The organism is Nonomuraea sp. NPDC050404 (assembly GCF_040655495.1).
Taxonomy (GTDB): Bacteria; Actinomycetota; Actinomycetes; order Streptosporangiales; family Streptosporangiaceae; genus Nonomuraea.
Map to the genome: position 1 here is coordinate 29,826 of NZ_JBFAKB010000010.1, position 14,511 is coordinate 44,336.

General features: G+C 70.4%; 15 protein-coding genes. 4 read left to right on the forward strand and 11 right to left on the reverse strand.

All coding sequences use genetic code 11. The features are described 5' to 3' along the window. Positions 1–54 precede the first annotated feature (54 nt). The gene (locus AB0I81_RS27190; RefSeq protein WP_360661875.1) at positions 55–1,605 is read left to right on the forward strand and encodes a penicillin-binding transpeptidase domain-containing protein; all 1,551 of its coding nucleotides are present in this window, start codon (positions 55–57) and stop codon (positions 1,603–1,605) included. Positions 1,606–1,630: 25 nt separating this feature from the next. On the opposite strand, the gene AB0I81_RS27195 is transcribed toward AB0I81_RS27190, so the two are convergent. The 4 genes from AB0I81_RS27195 to AB0I81_RS27210 form a co-directional block, all read right to left on the reverse strand. Continuing rightward, the gene (locus tag AB0I81_RS27195; RefSeq protein WP_360661878.1) at positions 1,631–2,341 is read right to left on the reverse strand and encodes a haloacid dehalogenase-like hydrolase; all 711 of its coding nucleotides are present in this window, start codon (positions 2,339–2,341) and stop codon (positions 1,631–1,633) included. Positions 2,342–2,517: 176 nt separating this feature from the next. Beyond that, positions 2,518–3,144, reverse strand: a complete 627-nt coding sequence (locus tag AB0I81_RS27200; protein ID WP_360661881.1) for an HAD hydrolase-like protein — start codon at positions 3,142–3,144, stop codon at positions 2,518–2,520. Positions 3,145–3,206: 62 nt separating this feature from the next. Then, positions 3,207–3,716, reverse strand: coding sequence for a hypothetical protein (locus tag AB0I81_RS27205; RefSeq protein ID WP_360661884.1), 510 nt, complete (start codon positions 3,714–3,716; stop codon positions 3,207–3,209). A gap of 78 nt (positions 3,717–3,794) precedes the next feature. Then, positions 3,795–4,445, reverse strand: coding sequence for an HAD family phosphatase (locus tag AB0I81_RS27210; protein ID WP_360661886.1), 651 nt, complete (start codon positions 4,443–4,445; stop codon positions 3,795–3,797). Between the two features lie 143 nt (positions 4,446–4,588). Here AB0I81_RS27210 and AB0I81_RS27215 point away from each other — a divergent pair, with 143 nt between their 5' ends. Next, complete coding sequence (locus AB0I81_RS27215) at positions 4,589–5,383, forward strand: F0F1 ATP synthase subunit A (RefSeq protein ID WP_360661889.1); 795 nt, start codon at positions 4,589–4,591, stop codon at positions 5,381–5,383. Here AB0I81_RS27215 and AB0I81_RS27220 read toward each other — a convergent pair. From AB0I81_RS27220 to AB0I81_RS27245, 6 genes are all read right to left on the reverse strand, one after another. Further along, the gene (locus tag AB0I81_RS27220; protein ID WP_360661892.1) at positions 5,380–6,666 is read right to left on the reverse strand and encodes a glycoside hydrolase family 3 protein; all 1,287 of its coding nucleotides are present in this window, start codon (positions 6,664–6,666) and stop codon (positions 5,380–5,382) included. The two genes, AB0I81_RS27215 and AB0I81_RS27220, sit on opposite strands and share 4 nt — an antisense overlap. 51 nt (positions 6,667–6,717) lie before the next feature. Next, entirely contained in the window at positions 6,718–8,379 is a 1,662-nt protein-coding gene (gene ptsP / locus AB0I81_RS27225; RefSeq protein WP_360661895.1) for a phosphoenolpyruvate--protein phosphotransferase, read from the reverse strand. After that, positions 8,376–8,636 (reverse strand): HPr family phosphocarrier protein, encoded by a 261-nt coding sequence (locus AB0I81_RS27230; protein ID WP_360661899.1) that lies wholly within the window; start codon positions 8,634–8,636, stop codon positions 8,376–8,378. The genes ptsP and AB0I81_RS27230 overlap by 4 nt, the downstream gene beginning before the upstream one ends. Before the next feature lie 214 nt (positions 8,637–8,850). After that, a complete protein-coding gene (locus AB0I81_RS27235) occupies positions 8,851–9,297 on the reverse strand; it encodes a PTS glucose transporter subunit IIA (RefSeq protein ID WP_360661902.1) in 447 nt (148 codons plus the stop codon). 11 nt (positions 9,298–9,308) lie between these two features. Beyond that, positions 9,309–9,545, reverse strand: a complete 237-nt coding sequence (locus tag AB0I81_RS27240) for a PTS glucose/sucrose transporter subunit IIB (RefSeq protein ID WP_360661904.1) — start codon at positions 9,543–9,545, stop codon at positions 9,309–9,311. A gap of 38 nt (positions 9,546–9,583) precedes the next feature. Beyond that, positions 9,584–10,618, reverse strand: coding sequence for an SIS domain-containing protein (locus AB0I81_RS27245; protein ID WP_360661907.1), 1,035 nt, complete (start codon positions 10,616–10,618; stop codon positions 9,584–9,586). 124 nt (positions 10,619–10,742) lie between these two features. Here AB0I81_RS27245 and AB0I81_RS27250 point away from each other — a divergent pair, with 124 nt between their 5' ends. Then, the gene (locus AB0I81_RS27250; protein ID WP_360661910.1) at positions 10,743–11,483 is read left to right on the forward strand and encodes a GntR family transcriptional regulator; all 741 of its coding nucleotides are present in this window, start codon (positions 10,743–10,745) and stop codon (positions 11,481–11,483) included. Between the two features lie 276 nt (positions 11,484–11,759). Continuing rightward, a complete protein-coding gene (locus AB0I81_RS27255; protein WP_360661913.1) occupies positions 11,760–13,073 on the forward strand; it encodes a PTS transporter subunit EIIC in 1,314 nt (437 codons plus the stop codon). Here the strand turns inward: AB0I81_RS27255 and AB0I81_RS27260 are convergent. Beyond that, positions 13,070–14,131: a serine hydrolase domain-containing protein gene (locus AB0I81_RS27260; protein WP_360661916.1), complete on the reverse strand. Its 1,062-nt coding sequence runs from the start codon at positions 14,129–14,131 to the stop codon at positions 13,070–13,072. The two genes, AB0I81_RS27255 and AB0I81_RS27260, sit on opposite strands and share 4 nt — an antisense overlap. Between the last annotated feature and the right edge of the window lie 380 nt (positions 14,132–14,511).

Sequence of the window (14,511 nt, forward strand, 5' to 3'; positions counted from 1 at the left end):
CCACAAACGGGGAGAATCTATGGCAGGCGCCGCCGCAGACGGTGGCCCTGGGTCGTGGCGGCGTTGCTGGTCCCGGCCGTCGCGGCGGGCGGCGTCGTCTGGGCGACGCGTACGGCGGGCTCGCCGGAGGAGACGGCCGAGCAGTACCTCGCCGCCTGGTCCGACCAGGACTACGCGGCGATGCGAGCGCTGGTCGCCGACCCGCCGGCCGACTTCGACGACCGCAACCGCCGTTTCCTGTCCGACCTCAAGATCACGGAGGCCGCCTTCTCCATCCCCCGCGCCAGCGGGGTCTTCGCCGACACCGGGCCGGACGACGACGGCTACCTGGGCTTCAGCGCCAAGCTGCGCGGGCCGCGCGACCTGGAGTACGGCGGACGGCTCCGGCTCGTCGAACACGGCGGCGCGTGGAAGGTGGCCTGGACGCCCGCCACGCTGCACCCTCTCCTGAACAAGGAGGGCCGGTCGTTGCGGGTGGTCCAGGGACAGGCGGAGCACCTGGGGGTGCTGGCCGCCGACGGCTCGGAGCTCAACGCCCCGAGCTCTCCCGGTTCGGTGCAGCAACTCATCGAGGGCATGAAGCAGTCCCTCCCCGACCGGTTCGAGGAGGTGCGGCGGTCGAGGATCGACCTGTTCCAGGGCGACGAGGTCGTCGAGACCGTCGCGAAGGGCGGAGGGCTGAAGCCCATCCAGACCACCCTCGACCTGGAGGTGCACGCGGCGGGGGCCAAGGCGCTCAAGGGTGTGGAGAAGCCGGTCTCGCTGGTGGCGATGCGGGCCTCGACCGGGGAGGTCCTGGCCGTGGTCAACGCGCCGGGCGGGTTCAACAGGGCGCTGCTCGGCAAGTACCCGCCGGGTTCGACGTTCAAGGTCGTGACGGCCTCCGCGCTGGTCGCGGACGGCGTGCAGCCGGACCGGCAGGTCTCGTGCCCGGCGGAGAAGAACATCGGCGGTTTCCCGTTCCACAACGCGGGCTTCAAGGACTACGGCACGCTGTCGTTCAGGAACGCGTTCGCGCATTCGTGCAACACCACGTTCGGGGAGATGAGCGTGGCGGAGCTGAACGGCGGCCGGCTCGGCGAGGTGGCGGGGAGCTTCGGCTTCGGCAGCCCGATCACGCCCGGGGTGCCGGCCGTGCGCGCCGAGTTCCCCGACCCCAAGGACGACACCGACCTGGCCTCCGCCGCGATCGGGCAGGGCAGGGTGCTGGCGAGCCCGCTGAACATGGCCTCGGTCGCCGCCGCCATCGCCTCCGGCTTCTACCTCCCGCCCCGGCTGGTCACCGGCGAGCACATCCCCGGCGCGCAGCCCGCCGAGCCGCGCCGGTTGGAGGAGGGCGTGGTCAAGGCGCTGCGCAGCCTCATGCCCGCCGTCGTCACCGACGGCAGCGCGCAGGGCGTGAACTTCCCGTCCGGCACGGCGGGCAAGACCGGCACGGCGGAGTACGGCTCGGGCAAGGAACCGCCCGCGCACTCCTGGTTCATCGGCTACAAGGGGGACCTGGCGTTCTCGGTCATCGTGGAGGGCGGCGGCGCGGGCTCGGCCGTGGCCGCCCCGATCGCGGCCCGCTTCCTCAACGCGGCCCCCGCCATGACCCGCCCATGACCGTCGGCCCCCGCCACCACCGTCCCTAGTAGCCGACCTTCTCATCCAGCGGCGTGGTCAGTTTCACCACCGCCGCCACCACCTCGGCGGCGTCGGACAGGTCCGGCAGCACCAGGTCGGCCCCGGCCTCGCGCAGTTCGGAGGCCATCGACCGCCCCGAGGCGACCCCGATCATCGCGGCCCCGCCGATCTTCGCGGCCTGCGCGTCCCGCGTGGAGTCCCCGATCACCACCGTGTTGGCCGCGGTGAACGGCGTGCCCAGCCGCTGCTTGGCCCGCGACTGCGCGACCTGCAGCAACGTCGCCTTGGGGTAGACCTCCTCGCCATAGCCGCCGAGCTCGAAATCGACATACTTGTCCAGCCCGAACGCCTTCAGCTTGTGCACGGCGTTGCTCTTGATCGTCCCGGTCAGCACCGTCTGCACCACGCCGTCCACCCGGGCCACGGACTTCAGCGCGTCCTTGGCCCCCTGCATCATCCGGCCCTCCTTGGCCAGCCGCCCGCGCCGGTCGGCGAAGGCCGTGGCCAGCGCGGCCAGGAACCTGGGCAGGTCGTCGTTCTCGGCCACGACGCCGTTGACGGCGAGCGTCTCGAAGACGATCTCGGAGTCAGGACGGCCCAGCGGGGGCACGAGCTTGACCAGGGGACGCCCGGTCACGAAGCGGAACGCCTCGGCGTAGGCGTCTCTGGTCACGATGGCGACGTCGACCAGGGTCAGATCGACGTTCCAGAGCACAAGGCGGTTGATGGCTGCCTCCTGAGAGATCCCCGCGTAAGAGTACGGCCGTCGCCGCAGTCAGGGCTCCCGCCTGAGCGATTTAAGCATGCCCAGGCGCATCTCGCGCATGCCCAGGCGCATCTCGCGCATGCCCAGGCGCATCTCGCGCATGCCCAGGCGCATCTCGCGCATGCTCAGGCGTAGTCGAGTGCGTCCACGAGCCGGTCCACCACCGGCAGCCCGGTCTCCTCCAGCTCGGCCCTGGTGGTCATCCCGCCGGTGTAGAGCACCGCCCTGGCCCCCACGTGCTTGGCCGCCAGCCCGTCGTCCACGCTGTCGCCGATCACCAGAATTTCACCGGGATCAACGCCGATTGCCTCGATGTGCGCGGTCATGTGCGTGGCCTTCTCGCCGCCCAGCGCGCCGACCAGGCCGTCGATCCTGGTGAAGTGCCGGGTGATGCCGAACGAGTCGACCTTCGGCACCAGGTGGTGGTGCGGCGCCATCGAGCAGAGCGACTGGCTGCCCGTCCAGCTCCGCAGCACGACCTCGGCGCCCGTGGCCAGCTCGCACACGTCGCACAGCCGGAAGTAGTGCTCGTGGAAGCCGTCGTCGAGCAGTTGCCACTCGCCGTCGTTGAGCGGGCGGCCGAGCATGCGCTCGTAGGCGAGCCAGACGGGCCGGGTGTAGACGGCGCGGAATCCGTCGAGGGTCACCTCGGGCAGCTCGTACGGCTTGAAGATCTCGTTCGTGGCACCGACCACAGCGTCAAGGTCGTGAAAAAGTGTGCCGTTCCAGTCCCAGATAATGTGCTTTGTCATGTTGTTCCCAGCCTAATCGGCGGGTGTGACAATGCGATGAACTGGGGGCCGCGGCCGTACCCCTAGGAGCCGAGCAGGTCGGGAATCTCCTGGGTCGCGTACCACATGAGCTCGTGCGCCTCGGCCCCGTCCACCGTGAAGCGGGCGTCGTCGTCGCCGTCCTCCGAGGCGGGCAGCGCGGCGACGGCGGCCTCGATGTCGGAGACCGCGTAGCCGTCGTCGATGTGCACCGCGGCCACCTTGGCCATGGGGATCGGCGCGGCGAGCCGTACCCGTGCGCGTTCCTCCAGGTCGGCGCCGGTCGCGGCGGAGCCGTCGGGCACCTCGGCCGCGACGACCACGCGCCGGGGCGCGGGGCTCTGGCCGTTCGCGCGCTCGGCGGCCAGCAGGCGCAGCGAGGCGCGGGCCGCCTCGGTGAGCGCGACGTATTCGAGCTCCTCGGTGTCCCCCGAGGCGTACCACTCGGTGAGTGCCGGGGTCACCGCGTAGCCGGTCAGCGGGGCCGGGCCCAGCTCTCCGGCCTCGACCGCCGCGGCCAGGGCCGCGAGGGTGCACGGCAGATAGACGCGCATGACGAACCTTTCAGATCACGTGCCAGGGCACTGCTAATAGTGCCTGGTCAGAGCCGTGGCCATGGCCTATTCACTGGCCTATTTGCGCAGAGTGAGACGGAGCAGGGTCTCAAGCTCGGCGATGGTCGTCGCCGCGTCGCGGTGGTGGATCCCGGCGATGCCCAGCGCGCGGGCGGCCACGATGTTGGCCTCGATGTCGTCGATGAAGACGCACTCCTGCCCGGCGAGCCCGATCCGGTCGAGCGCGTGGTGGAAGATGCGCGGCTCCGGCTTGCGCATGCCGACCTCGCCGGAGATCACGACCTCGTCGAAGATCTCGTCCCAGCCGTCCCGCGGGTAGGTGTGGGACCAGGAGTTGGACAGCAGGCAGGTCTTCACGCCGTTGCCGCGTACGTCACGCAGCATGTCGTACATGGCGTCAACCCGCTCGAAGCCCGCGAACATGCGCTCCAGCAGCCCGTCCGCCACCGGCGGCAGCCCGTCCACGGTCACCAGCCTGGCGGCCAGGTCGCGCTCGAAGGTGGCGCCGTCGATCTCGCCCCGCTCCAGGGCGTGGACCGCGTTCTCCCCTTCGCCGTCACCGTCGCGGTAGGCGTGGTCGATCAGCTCGCGCATGACGGTGTAGTAGCGACCGGCGTCGATCCTGTCCGCCGCGATCCACCGCGCGATGGAGTCCGAGAGGCTGCTGGTCAGCACCCCGCCCCAGTCGATGAGCACACCCATAACCATCGTTCTAGGGTAGAGCGTCCCGGAAATGCCTTTTACAGCGACCCCGTCTGCTTATACGCGGATATAACCCTCCAAAAAGGGTTGCCCGAAATATCCCGTTAAGGTGTCATTCCAGCGAAAGTCGCTACCCAGAAGGGACCGCCGTGAGGACGACGATCCTGATCACCTCCCCTGAAGAGTGGACCGCTCCGGGCCGGGAACTCTTCGAATTCGCCCCTCTCATTCCGGGCGGGCCGGAATGGTTCTCCAAACCGACCCTCATCGCCGCGCTCAGCTCGATCATCGTGATCGCGCTGTGCTGGGCGGCGTTCGCCAAACCGAAGATCGTGCCACGGGGCTGGCAGAGCATCGGCGAGTACGCCTACGACTTCGTACGCGACCACATCGCCAGGCCCAACCTCGGCAAGGACTCCGACCGCTGGATGGGCCTGCTCCTGACGATCTTCCTGACCGTGCTCGTCTGGAACCTGATGGGCGTCGTCCCGTTCATCCAGTTCCCCCTCGCCGCGTACATCGGCTTCCCGGCCGTGCTGGCGATCTCCGTGTACCTTCTCAAGATCTACCTCGGCGTGCGCCACCACGGCGTGCGCGGCTACCTGCGGGGCGTGGTGTACCTGGAGGGCCTGCCCGGCTGGGCGTACGGCTCCTACGCCCCGATGATCCTCCTGGAGGTGTTCGTCACCTCCCTGTTCACCCACTTCATCCGGTTGTTCGCGAACATGTTCGCGGGCCACCTGCTCGTGGCGTTCTTCAGCTCCGTGGGCTTCTGGTTCCTGTTCGAGCAGCTCTCACCGCTCGGCGCGGGCCTGGGCGTGCTCGGCGTGGCCATGACGATCCTGATCACCGGGTTCGAGATGTTCATCCAGTTCCTGCAGGCGTTCCTGTTCGCCATGCTCGCCGCGATGTACATCGGCAGCGGGCTGCGCGGCTCGCACTAATCGCCCACGCGGGCGGCCAGCCTGCGGTGCTCGGATGAGCGCAGCACCTCGGCCGCCCGCTCCGCCGAGGCCACGGGCGCCTTGGTCAGCAGCCCCCGCTTCTGCTTGAGCGTCAGCAGCCGGGTGACCGACTGGTCGAGCCGCTGCCGCGAGATCCGCCCCGACTTCACCGCCGCCAGCACCGCCTTGTACGCCCTGGGCAGATCGTTCGGCATGAGCAGCAGATCGACCCCGGCCAGCACGGCCCGCACCGAGATCTCCCCGTCGTTGTACTTCTTGCGCACCCCGTCCATGTTGAGCGCGTCAGTCGAGACCACGCCCTTGAACCCGAGCTTGTCGCGCAGCAGCCCGGTCAGGATCGGCTTGGACAACGTCGCCGGGTCGCCCGAGGAGTCGAGCTTGGGAAAGACGAGGTGGGCGCTCATCACCACGTCCACGCCCGCCGCGATCGCGGCCTTGAACGGCGGCGCGTCGATGCGCTCCCACTGCGACTTCGTGTGCTTGATCACCGGCAGCCCGGTGTGGCTGTCCACGTTCGTGTCGCCGTGCCCGGGGAAGTGCTTGGCGGCGGCGGCGACCTTCGCGTCGTCGAAACCCTTGACCGCCGCGGCGACCATCCCGGCCACCTTCTTCGGGTCGTCACCGAAGGCCCGGCGGCCGATCACGGGGTTGCGCGGGTTGACGTTCACGTCGGCGACGGGGGCGAAGTCGAGGTTGACGCCGAGCGCGTGCAACTCCGCGCCGGTCGCCTCGGCCACCTCCCGCGACAGGCCGGTGTCCCCGGTCGCCCCGATCTCCCCCGCGCCGGGGAACTTGGTCATGAGGGCGGACATCCTGGACACCAGGCCGTTCTCCTGATCGGTGCCGATCAGCAGCGGAACGTCCTTGGCGGCCCGCTGCAGGCCGTTGGTGAGGCCGACGACCTGGCCGGTGCTCCTGACGTTGTGGGGGAACAGGATCACGCCGCCCAGATGGTATTTGGCGATCACCTTGGCCGGGGTCTGGGCGGCGTACCTCGCCTGGTTCTCGCCCGAGACGGTGTCGGCGGCGGTGCCGTACAGGACGGGCATGAAGAGCTGGCCGACCTTCTCCTCCACGCTCATCCCGGCCAGCACCCGTTGAACCGGGCTCTGCTCGGAGGCGGAGGGCTGCGCGGAGGCGTGCGTGCGCGCGGGCGGTGCGGCCTTGCCGCCGGTCGGCTCCGCGCCGGCCGAACCGTCGCCACCGCCGCACGCAGCGAGCGCGATCACCAGGAGCCCTGCCGTACCGATCCGTCCACGCATGACCCCAACGGTATCCGGGTGGCGACGCCCCCCGGTCAACCCTTACTCCGCCTACAACCCCAGCCGGTCGAGTCCTGGCAGGTGAACGCGGGCGCGGGCGCGCGCGTCCGCCGCCGAAGATCCGGTACGCGCCGCGTCGGCCGCCGCCTCGCACTGCTCCATCGTGTGCGCGGCCAGCCCGGCGCGCACCGCGGCCAGCGCCGAGTGCGCCATCGACAACGAGGAGACCCCGAGGCCGGTCAGCACGCAGGCCAGGGCCGGGTCGGCGGACGCCTCGCCGCAAACCCCGCACGGCTTGCCCGCCCGCGCCGCGGCCAGCGCGGTCGTGGCGACCAGGTCGAGCAGGGCCGGCTGCCAGGGGTCCTGCAGCGCGCTCATCGCGCCGAGCCCGCGGTCGGCGGCGAAGGCGTACTGGCTCAGGTCGTTGGTCCCGATCGAGACGAAGTCGACCCGGTCGAGCAGGTCGGCGGCCCGCAGCGCGGCGGACGGGATCTCGATCATCACGCCGACGTCCGTCAGCCCCTTCTCCGCGCACTCCCTGGCGAACCAGGCGGCCTCCTCGGCCGTGGCCACCATCGGCGCCATCACCCGCACGCCCTCGCAGCTCGCCAGCGCGTCGAGCTGGACGTCCATCACCTCGGGGAAACGCGCGAACCTGCGCAGCCCCCGCTCGCCCAGCGCCGGGTTCTCCTCGGCGGGCATGGGCAGGAAGGCCAGCGGCTTGTCCGCGCCGCCGTCCAGCGTCCGCACCACCACCGTGCCGCCGGGGAAGGCCGCCTGCGCCGCCCGGTAGGCGTGCCGCTGCTCCTCCGCCGACGGCGGCTCGGACCTGCCGAGGAAGAGGAACTCGGACCGGTAGAGACCGATGCCCTCGGCGCCCGCCGCCACGGCCGCCTCCAGTTCGGCCGGGCCGCCCACGTTGGCCAGCAGCGGCACCGAGTGCCCGTCCGCGGTCACGCCGGGGCCCGTCCACGAGGCGAGCGCGGCCTGCCTGGCCGTGGCGGCGCCGACCGCGTCGGCCACGTCCGACTCGGCCGGCTCCACGCGTACCTCGCCGGAGGTCCCGTCCACCATCACCCGCACGCCCGGCGCGATGCCGGTCGCGCCGGGACAGGCCACCACGGCGGGCACGCCCATGGACCTGGCCATGATCGCGGTGTGGCTGGTCGGCCCGCCCTCCTCGGTGACGAAGGCGGCCACGTCGTCCCTGGACAGCAGCGCGGTGTCGGCGGGGGCGAGATCCCTGGCGACCAGCACGTACGGCTCCGCCGGCGCCGCCGGCAGCCCCGGAATGTCCTGCCCGTTGAGCACGGCGATCACGCGATCCCTGAGGTCACCCAGGTCGGCGGCCCGCTCGCCCAGATATCCACCGGACCCGGCGAGCACGTCCCGATATTTCGTGAAAGCCTCGAAGACCGCCCTGGGGGCGGCCAGCCCGCGGTCGATCAGCGATCTCACCTTCACGACCAGGCCCGGGTCCTCGACCATCAGCGCCTGCGCCTTGAGTATGTCCTCGGCCTCGCCGCCCGCCCGGTTGCCACGGGACTCCAGCTCGCCCGCGACCTGGGTGAGCGCGACCATCGCGCGCTCTTTCTCCTGCTCCGCCTCACCGGTGTAGGTGGCGCCCTCGGGGGGTTCGGGCACGGAGACGGTGAGCACATAAGAGGGGCCGTGCCCGATTCCCGGGCTGACCCCCACCCCCCGCAGGTTCATGGCGTACTGGCGATCTTCGCTAGTTCGTCCAGCACCTCTTCTGAGCCGTCGCCATCCGCGCAGATCACCACGGTCTCGCCCTGCCGGACGTCGAGCCCCATGATCGCGAGGATGCTCTTGCCGTTGACCGGGCCACCGCCGTGGGACTTCTCCACCGTGATGTCCATCGCAGCCAGCTTGGCCCGCTGGACGAACGTCGCCGCGGGACGGGCGTGCAGCCCCACCTCCGCCGCCACGGTGACCTTACGCTCACCCATGTTGCCGCTCCTCCTTCTCAACCGGTCCGGACCAGCCGGACTCTCCATCCGTCGGCGCCGCCGATCGCCCCCAATTCGGGCGACCAGTTCATTGTGACGGGTCCGTCCGATATTTCTGGCGAACACGGGGCCAAAGAGACCGGCCCGATACTCACGGCGACCGGTATCTTCTGCTGCGCCGACCGGCATCCCTGCAAACCGGCGCGGGCGGCCGCTATTCCCATCTGAAAAGCTCATCCCCCACGTGCACCGCCCCCACGGCGACCGCCGTCAACTCCGCGGGCAGCGCGTCCAGCGCGACGACCGGGCAGACCGGCGAGCGCCCGCCGGCCTCGATGGCCGCCGGATCCCAGGCCACCACCGGCTGACCTGCGCTGACCCGGTCACCCTCGGCCGCCAGCAGCCGGAACCCCTCCCCCTGGAGCTGGACCGTGTCGATCCCCAGGTGCACCAGCACGCCCTTGCCGTCGTCTCCGACGATGACGTACGCGTGCGGGTGCAGTTTCATTATCTTCCCCGCAATCGGGGCCACGGCCCTGCCCGGCCCCCTCAGCGGCTCGATCGCCGTTCCCGGCCCGACCATGCCTGCGGAGAACACCGGATCGGGCACGGCGTCCAACCCCACGGCCGCCCCCTCGACCGGGGCGAGAACAGTCGTCATGGTCTCGCCCTTTAGCCGATGATGTCCTCGATGTCGCTGGCTATCGTGTCCGCCTCCGGCCCGACGACGACCTGCACCACGTTGCCCGCCGCCATCACGCCGTGCGCGCCGGCCGCCTTGAGCGCCTGCTGATCGACCTTCGAGGCGTCGTGCACCTCCGTACGCAGGCGGGTGATGCAGGGCTCAATCTCGATGATGTTGCCGGCGCCGCCCAGCGCGGCGATGATCGCGTTCACGTCCGCCGCCATCGGGTCCTCCCTAGGATTAGCACTCCGACCAGGCTAGATCAGTCTGTCTGAGTGACCTTGTTCAAGCCGCGCGGCGCGTCGGGGTCGATGCCGAGCCGGCGCGCCAGCGCCTCGGTCAGCAGCTGGCCCGGCACGATCAGGCCCATGGGGGCCAGCCATTCGGGCAACTCGGGGCCGTTCAGCGCGGCCGTGCCCGCCTGTGCGAGCGCGGCGCCGCCCCCGACCGTGTACGCCGCCGCCCCCGCCGCCACGACCCGTTCGGCCAGGGCGACCGTACCCTGTAGCGTCGGGCTGTGCTCCGCGGCCACCAGCAGCGCCGGCGTGTCGGCGTCCACCACGGCGATGGGGCCGTGCAGCAGGTCGGCGTAGGACAGGCCCATGGCGTGCAGGTAGCAGGCCTCCTTGAGCTTCAGCGCGGTCTCCAGCGCCGTCGAGAACGCCAGCCCGCGCCCCGAGACGACCACGCCCGGCTTGTCCAGCAGCCCCTCGACCACGGCCTCCAGGTCGCCGGGCTCGGCGATCAGCTTCTCCACCGCGTCGGGCACCCGCCGCAGCTCGGCCGCGTCCACGTCCGCGCCCAGCCCGATCGCGAGCACCGCCAGCGCGGCGAGCTGCGTCGTGTACGTCTTCGTCGCGGGCACGGCCTTCTCCTCACCCGCCACCGTGCACAGGGCCACGTCGGCCTCCTGGGCCAGCGGGCTGTCCGCGCCGCCGTTGGTGACGCCGACGGTCTTCGCCCCGCAGTCCTTCGCCCAGGCCAGCGTCTCGACGATCTCCTCGGTCCGCCCCGACTGCGAGATGGCCACCGCCAGCACGCCGTCGAGGTCGAGCTTGCGCTTGTACGTCGTCGCGATCGACGGCGCGGCCAGCGCGGACAGGCGTCCCGCGTGCGATTCGACCAGGTAGCGGCCGTACACGGCGGCGTTGTCGGAAGTCCCGCGCGCGATGAACAGCAGCTGGCGGGTCTGCTCCCCCATGGCCTTGATCTCGTCGATCTTGGGCAGCAGGGCGTCCAAAGTGGCCCGCAGCGCGGTCGGCTGCTCGGCGATCTCGCTGTGCATGTTGGTGGTCATCTCGGGCCCATCCCTCAACTCATTGCGGTTCAGACTTGACCGTCTTTCGCGACCTGTGGTCTAGTCCGGACTAGACCAGTACGAACCATAACCCATTGCCCAGGTAGAGACGAGGGGAGGATCCGTGGCGCACATCGATCCGGACAGCCCGGTGCCCAAGTACTTCCAGCTTCGCGAGATCCTGCTGGACCTCATCGACAGCGACGAGCTCAGCATCGGCGCGGCGATCCCGTCCGAGCGCGAGTTGTGCCAGCGCTTCGGCCTGTCCAGGATGACCGTACGGCAGGCCGTGGACCACCTCGTGTCCGAGGGCCGCCTGCACCGCGTGCCCGGCAAGGGCACGTTCGTCGCCCGGCCGAAGATCGAGCTGGCCCTGCAGCTCACGTCGTTCACCGACGACATGAGGGCGCGCGGCATGATCCCCGGCGCGCGCGACGTGGACCGGCGCATCGTGCGCGCCAGCGCCCACCTGGCCAAGGAGCTGGGCATCGTGCCGGGCGAAGAGGTGCACTTCATCGAGCGCCTGCGTACGGCCGACGGCGAGCCGCTGTCCATCGAAAGGGCGCACATCCCGGTAAAGCTCGCCCCCGACCTGGCCGACCAGGACCTTTCCGACAGGTCGCTGTACGAGTTGCTGGAGCGGCGCTACGGGCTGGTCATGGACGCCGGAGAGCTGACCATCGACGGCGGCATCGCCGACCCGAGCGACGCCGACCTGCTGAAGTTGCCGCGCGGCGGGGCCGTGCTGCTGTTGCAGCGGCGGTCGTTCTCGGGCGGGGCCTGCGCGGAGCTGGGCGTTTCGACGTACCGCGCCGACCGCTACCAGCTACGCACCGTCCTCGAAATGCCCACCAGACGCGGCTGACCCACCACCGCGCCCGCGACGGAACCCGGCCCACCCCGCCGCAGACCTTCGCCAGAGGCCCGCCTGGGGGCTTCCCATAACCCCGGCTCCTTGCGAGCCCCAGCCCATGACCCCGGCCCTCCCTGAGAGCCCCAGCCCATAACCCCGGCCCTCCCTGAGAGCCCCAGCCCATAACCCCGGCCCTCCCTGAGAGCCCCAGCCCATGACTCCGGCCCTCCCTCCCTGAGGACCTCCGCCCATGACTCCTGGCACTTGCACGCCTCGGAGGAACGCCCGGTGAACGAGACCACCGCCTCCCGGCCTTCGCCGTTCGCTCGCGTGATGACCGTGCTCCAGCGGTTGGGCCGCTCCCTCATGCTGCCCATCGCCGCCCTGCCCGCCGCCGCCCTGCTGCAGCGCTTCGGCCAGCCCGACATGCTCGGAGCCAACGGCGCCGAGCCGGGCGGCCTGGCCGACGTCGCGGGCATGTCCTGGATGACCCAGGTGGCCGACGTGCTGGCCGCCGCCGGGGCCGCGCTGTTCGACAACCTGCCGCTGCTGTTCGCCGTGGGCGTGGCGATCGGCTTCGCCCGCAAGGCCGACGGCTCCACCGCGCTCGCCGCCGTGGTCGGCTACCTGGTCTTCGACCGGGTGACCAAGGCGATGTTCTTCGGCTCCGACATCAGGGACACCATCGCCATCAAGGTCGTCCAGGCGCAGGGCATCAAGGAGATCGTCGACAACGGCGTGCAGAACCCCACCAAGGTGCTCGGCGGAATCGTCATCGGCCTGGTCGCCGCGCTCCTCTGGCAACGCTTCCACCGCATCAAACTGCCGTCCTGGCTGGCCTTCTTCGGCGGGCGGCGCTTCGTGCCCATCATCACCTCCATCGTCGCGCTGCTGCTGGGCGTGGCCTTCGGCTGGCTCTGGCCGGTGATCGGCGAGTGGATCCGCCACGCCGGCGAGGCCCTGGCCGCCATCGGCCCGATCGGCACCGGCATCTACGGCCTCATCAACCGCCTGCTCATCCCCCTCGGCCTGCACCACTTCGTCAACTCGGTGGTCTGGTACGTGGTGCCGCAGTGCGAGGTGGGCGGCCGGGTGCTCGGCGGCGACTGGAACTGCTACTTCGGCGGCGCCCCCCACGCGGGCCAGTTCATGGCCGGCTTCTTCCCCATCATGATGTTCGCCCTGCCCGCCGCCGCCCTGGCCATGTGGCGCGCCGCCCCCAAGCACCGGCGGGCCACGGTGGGCGGCATCATGTTGTCGGCGGGGCTGGCGTCGTTCGTCACGGGCATCACGGAGCCGATCGAGTTCGCCTTCATCTTCGTGGCGCCCCTGCTGCTGGTGGTCCACGCGATCCTGACGGGCCTGGCGGTGGCCCTGACCACGCTGATCGGCGGTCAGCTCGGCTTCGGCTTCTCGGCGGGCCTGCTCGACATGTTGCTGAACGCCAGCAAGTCGAACACCGAGAACTTACCCGGGATCCTGATCATTGGCGTGGTCTACGGCGTGCTCTACTACGTCGTGTTCACGTTCCTGATCCGCAGGCTCAACATCCAGACCCCCGGCCGCGAACCGGAACCCGACGTCGACTCGGGCGAGACCTAGCCGCAGAACGCCTTGGTGGCCATGCCCATGATCTCCTCGGTGGACGGGTTGCGGGTCGACGGGTTGATCGACAGGGTCATCGACCTGCCCGAGTCGGAGCGGAACGCGTACGTCTGGTACCCGATCAGCTCGCCGCTGTGCCCCCACACCCTGCCGCACGGCAGCGGGTACGCCTGCAGGCCCAGCCCGTAGGCGAACCCCGCTCCGGTCTTCTCGACGGTCGTGCGCATGGCCCGCAGCGAGGCGGCGCTGGTCAGCTTCCCGCCGAGCAGGGCGGCCATGAACCGCTCCAGATCCGCCGCGGTCGAGATCATCTCACCCGCCGCCCAGTCGAGCGAGGGGTTCATCCGCGTCGCGTCCACCAGGTGGGGCATCGCCTCGTACCCCTTGGCGTGCGGCGAGGGCAGCCCCGCCCGATCGCCCGGCACCACTGTGTGCCGCAGCCCCAGCGGGCGCAGGATGCGGCGTTCGACCTCCTTGCCGTACGGCCTGCCGGTCAGCTTCTCCACCAGCAGCCCCAGCACCACGTAGTTGGTGTTGGAGTAGTGCCACTTCCCGTCGTCGGGCAACTTCTTGGCGAAGGCCACCTTGAGCAGCTCACGCGGCTCGTAGGAGCGGAATCTGTCCTTGCCGCGCCAGCGGTTGGTGGAGTATCCCGGCTCGCTCATGTAGTCGTACAGATGGCTGGTGTGGTTGAGCAACTCGCGGACCGTGATGCCGGCCCCGTCCGGCACCAGGCCCGGCAGGTGCTGTTCGATGGGGTCGTCGAGCCGCACCTTGCCCTCGTCCACGAGTTGCAGCACCACGGTCGCGACGAACGTCTTGGTGACGCTGCCGATCCGGAAGTACCCGCCGGGCGCGGGTTCGCCGCCCCGCTTAATGTCCCGGACCCCGGCGGCGCCCGACCAGGTTCCTTTCCCGTCCGAGATCCGGGCCAGCGCCGCGGTCGCCCCCTTGCTCTCCACCATCTTCTCCAGTTCGGGCCCCACTCCGGCGGTTGCCTGACCGCCGGCCGCCATCGTCATCGCCACCAGCACGTTCAGCATCGTCTGCATCATGGGGTCAACGCTAGGCAGGGGGGCTGGCGGGCAGAATGCGGTGCGCCGCCCGTTTCACCTGTGGTTCACCACAGGTGGTGATCGGCCCGCCGTCGTGTCGGTTCCTCGCGATCCACCCCTGGGTAGTAACCCACCGATCCCCCACGTCGATCCGCGAACACACGCGTGGGGAGTGACCACACCCATGGCCCCGACCCCACCCTCCGACCCACCACCGTCCGATCTACCGCCATCCGACCCGCCACCCTCCGACCCGCCACCCTCCGAGCCACCTTCATCCAGCCCACCACCGTCCAGCCCACCACCGTCCAGCCCACCACCGGTCAGCCCACCACCGGTCAGCCCATCGCCATCCCAGCCACCACCCCCGTCCGGACCGC